Origin of the sequence: Fibrobacter sp., assembly GCA_024398965.1 — a bacterium.
Lineage (GTDB): Bacteria > Fibrobacterota > Fibrobacteria > Fibrobacterales > Fibrobacteraceae > Fibrobacter.
In genome coordinates this window covers 1-3,595 of record JAKSIF010000099.1, presented here as the reverse complement: position 1 = coordinate 3,595, position 3,595 = coordinate 1, and the positions used below count along the sequence as shown (strand labels likewise).

2 protein-coding genes are annotated in these 3,595 nt (G+C 52.1%); both read left to right on the top strand.

What is annotated here, in order from left to right:
* Positions 1-71 precede the first annotated feature (71 nt).
* The gene (locus MJZ26_14680) at positions 72-1,346 is read left to right on the top strand and encodes a saccharopine dehydrogenase family protein (protein MCQ2107023.1); all 1,275 of its coding nucleotides are present in this window, start codon (positions 72-74) and stop codon (positions 1,344-1,346) included.
* Between the two features lie 133 nt (positions 1,347-1,479).
* Entirely contained in the window at positions 1,480-3,378 is a 1,899-nt protein-coding gene (gene speA / locus MJZ26_14675; protein MCQ2107022.1) for a biosynthetic arginine decarboxylase, read from the top strand.
* Positions 3,379-3,595: the final 217 nt, after the last annotated feature.

Here is a 3,595-nt window from a genome sequence, read left to right as displayed (position 1 = left end):
TTTGCACTTATTTTTCTTTCAGGGGTCGCCACCCCTGACCGTTCATTTTTTCAAAAAGGAAAGACAAAAAAATGGCAAGAGCTCTGATTATCGGTTGTGGCGCCGTTGCCACCGTCGCTATCAAGAAGTGCTGCACCGTCAGCGAAGTTTTCTCTGAAATCTGCATTGCAAGCCGCCATCGCGAAAATTGCGAAAAGCTGGCCGAACAGATTCGTCCGAACTCCAAGACGGTGATTACCACCGCGGCTGTCGATGCCGACAAGGCCGAGAACGTGGTGAAGCTGATCAAGGAATACAAGCCTGATCTGGTGATGAACATCGCACTTCCCTACCAGGATCTTGCCATCATGGACGCATGCCTCGAATGCGGCGTGAACTACATGGATACCGCCAACTACGAACCGGAAAACATCGACGATCCGGAATGGCGCAAGGTTTACGACAAGCGCTGCAAGGAAGCAGGCTTTAGCGCCTACTTCGATTACAGCTGGCAGTGGGCATACGCCAAGAAGTTTGAAGAAAAGGGTCTCACCGCACTCCTCGGTTCCGGCTTCGACCCGGGTGTTACCCAGGCATACTGCGCCTACGCTCTCAAGCACCAGTTCGACACCATCGAAGAAATCGACATCCTGGATTGCAACGGCGGTGATCACGGCTACAAGTTCGCCACCAACTTCAACCCAGAAATCAACCTCCGCGAAGTTTCCGCTCCGGGCAGCTACTGGGACACCGACGCAAACGGCAAGGGCCACTGGGTAGAAATCCCGGCCATGAGCATCAAGCGCGAATACAACTTTAAGGAAGTGGGCCAGAAGGACATGTACCTTTTGCACCACGAAGAAATTGAATCCCTCGCCAAGAACATTCCGGGCGTGAAGCGCATCCGCTTCTTCATGACCTTCGGCCAGAGCTATCTGGACCACATGCGCTGTCTCGAAGACGTGGGCATGCTCCGTACCGACCCCATTATGTTCAACGGTCAGGAAATCGTTCCTATCCAGTTCCTGAAGGCTCTCCTTCCGGATCCGGCAAGCCTTGGCCCCCGCACCGTGGGCAAGACCAACATCGGCTGTATCTTCAAGGGGACCAAGGACGGCAAGCCCAAGACTTACTACCTGTTCAACGTTTGCGACCACCAGGAATGCTACAAGGAACTGGGCAGCCAGGCTATCGCCTACACCACAGGCGTTCCGGCTATGTGCGGCGCATTGATGATGCTTACCGGCAAGTGGACTACTCCGGGTGTTCATACCGTGGAAGAGTTCGACCCGGATCCGTACATGGACGCACTGAACAAGTACGGCCTGCCCTGGCAGGAAGACTTCAACCCGACTCTCGTTGATTAACCACTTCATTTTCAGCAGTGTCATCCTGAGCGCAGAACCGAAGGTTCGAAGTCGAAGGATCTAGATTCCTCGATGCGCTGCGCTTACTCGGAATGACACGGCAGGAAGTGATCCCAGATTAAGGATTGAAAAAATGAAGAAATGGCGTATCGACGACTCTCGCGACTTGTACAATGTTCGCGGCTGGGGTGTCAACTATTTTGATATTAACGACAAGGGCCACGCCACCGTTTCTCCCATGAAGGACAACGGTTGCGAAATTGACCTTTACGACCTGGTGCAGGAACTGTCCATCCGCGACGTTTCTACCCCTATGCTTCTTCGCTTCCCGGATATTCTGGACAGCCGCATTGAAAAGCTGAACGAATGCTTTAACAATGCCCGCAAGGAATACGGTTTCGAAGGCACCTATTACGGCATGTTCCCCATCAAGGTGAACCAGCAGCGCGCCGTGCTCGAAGAAGTTGTCCGTCATGGCAAGAAGTTCAACATCGGTCTGGAAGCAGGTTCCAAGCCCGAACTTCACGCAGTGCTTGCCAACATGGATAATCCGGACGCACTGATTATCTGTAACGGCTACAAGGACGAAGACTTTATTGAACTGGCTCTCCTTGCACAGAAGATGGGCAAGAAGATCTTTATCGTGGTTGAAAAGATGAACGAGCTCCACCTGGTGGTGGAACTGTCTCGCAGAATCGGCATTCGTCCCAACATCGGTGTCCGCATTAAGCTGGCCAGCTCCGGCAGCGGCAAGTGGGAAGAATCCGGCGGTTACCACAGTAAGTTCGGCCTCAACAGTTCTGAACTTCTGGAAGCCCTTGATTACATCAAGGAAGAAGGAATGGAAGACTGCCTGAAGTTGATCCATTTCCATTTGGGTAGCCAAATCACCAACATTCGCCACATCAAGAGCGGCCTTCGCGAAGTATCCCAGTTCTACGTCCAGATTCGTAAGATGGGCATGGGCCTGGAATTCGTTGACGTTGGCGGCGGCCTGGGCGTAGACTACGATGGTACCCGCAGTTCCAACGCAAGTTCCGTGAACTACTCTATTCAGGAATACGCAAACGACGTTGTGTACGCACTGTACGAAGCCTGCCGTGATGCAGATCTCCCACACCCCAACGTGATTGCGGAATCCGGCCGTGCCTTGACTGCACACCACTCCGTATTGGTATTCAACATTCTGGAAACTGCCGGCCAGGCATTCTTCGACGAAGAAGAACACGAAATTGCCGCCGACGCACCGGACGCACTGAAGGACTTGTACAGCATCTACAAGGGTCTTACTCCCAAGAACCTGCTGGAAAGCTGGCACGATGCCATGCAGCTGAACGACGACGTCCTCAGCGGTTTCAAGGTGGGCGACTACGACCTGCCTACCCGCGCCATGAGCGAACGCCTGTTCTGGAGCATCGCCCGTGAAGTGAACCAGATTGCAAGCGAACTCCGTCATCCGCCTTACGAACTGGAAGAACTGCCGCGACTGCTTGCAGAAAAGTACTTCGGCAACTTTAGCCTGTTCCAGAGCCTGCCGGATAGCTGGGCCATCGACCAGATTTTCCCTGTGATGCCTATCCAGCGCTTGAACGAAGAACCTACCGTAGAAACCACCATTCAGGATGTCACTTGCGACTCTGACGGTAAAATCGGCATGTTTGTCCGCGGTGGCGACGTGTCCCGCACTCTTCCGCTGCACAAACTGAAGAAGGACGAACCTTACTACATCGCAGTTTACCTGGTGGGTGCTTACCAGGAAATTCTCGGTGACTTGCACAATCTCTTTGGCGACACCAACGCCGTCCACATTGTCTGCGACAACAAGGGTGGCTACGAAATCGATAAGGTGATCGATGGTGAATCCGTAGAAGACGTGCTGGACTACGTGAACTTCAGCGACAAGGCCCTCGTAAAGACTATGGAAAACTGGGTGACCGGTTCCGTGAAGGAAGGAAAGATTACGGTGAAAGAAGGAAAGGAATTCCTGAACATCTACCGCTCCGGCCTTTATGGCTACACCTACCTGGAATAATTGATGATTGATAATTGACGATCGATTGTTGATTGCAGTTCATTCAATTTGGAATACAGAAAGTTCCGTCTTGTGACGGGGCTTTCTTTTTTTTCTAAAGCAAAAGGTTTATATTTGGCGTTGATGGAAATCAAGAAAATCTTGGAGAAAATTCCTCTTCGCGGTTCTTTTGAAAACGTCCTTTTCTGGGGCGTTCTCTTCTTTTGCTTTTTGGCAG

Excerpts from the sequence above, each read along its gene's own strand:
- MJZ26_14680 (MCQ2107023.1), top strand. The coding sequence starts at position 72 with ATGGCAAGAGCTCTGATTATCGGTTGTGGCGCCGTTGCCACCGTCGCT.
- speA (MCQ2107022.1), top strand. The coding sequence starts at position 1,480 with ATGAAGAAATGGCGTATCGACGACTCTCGCGACTTGTACAATGTTCGC.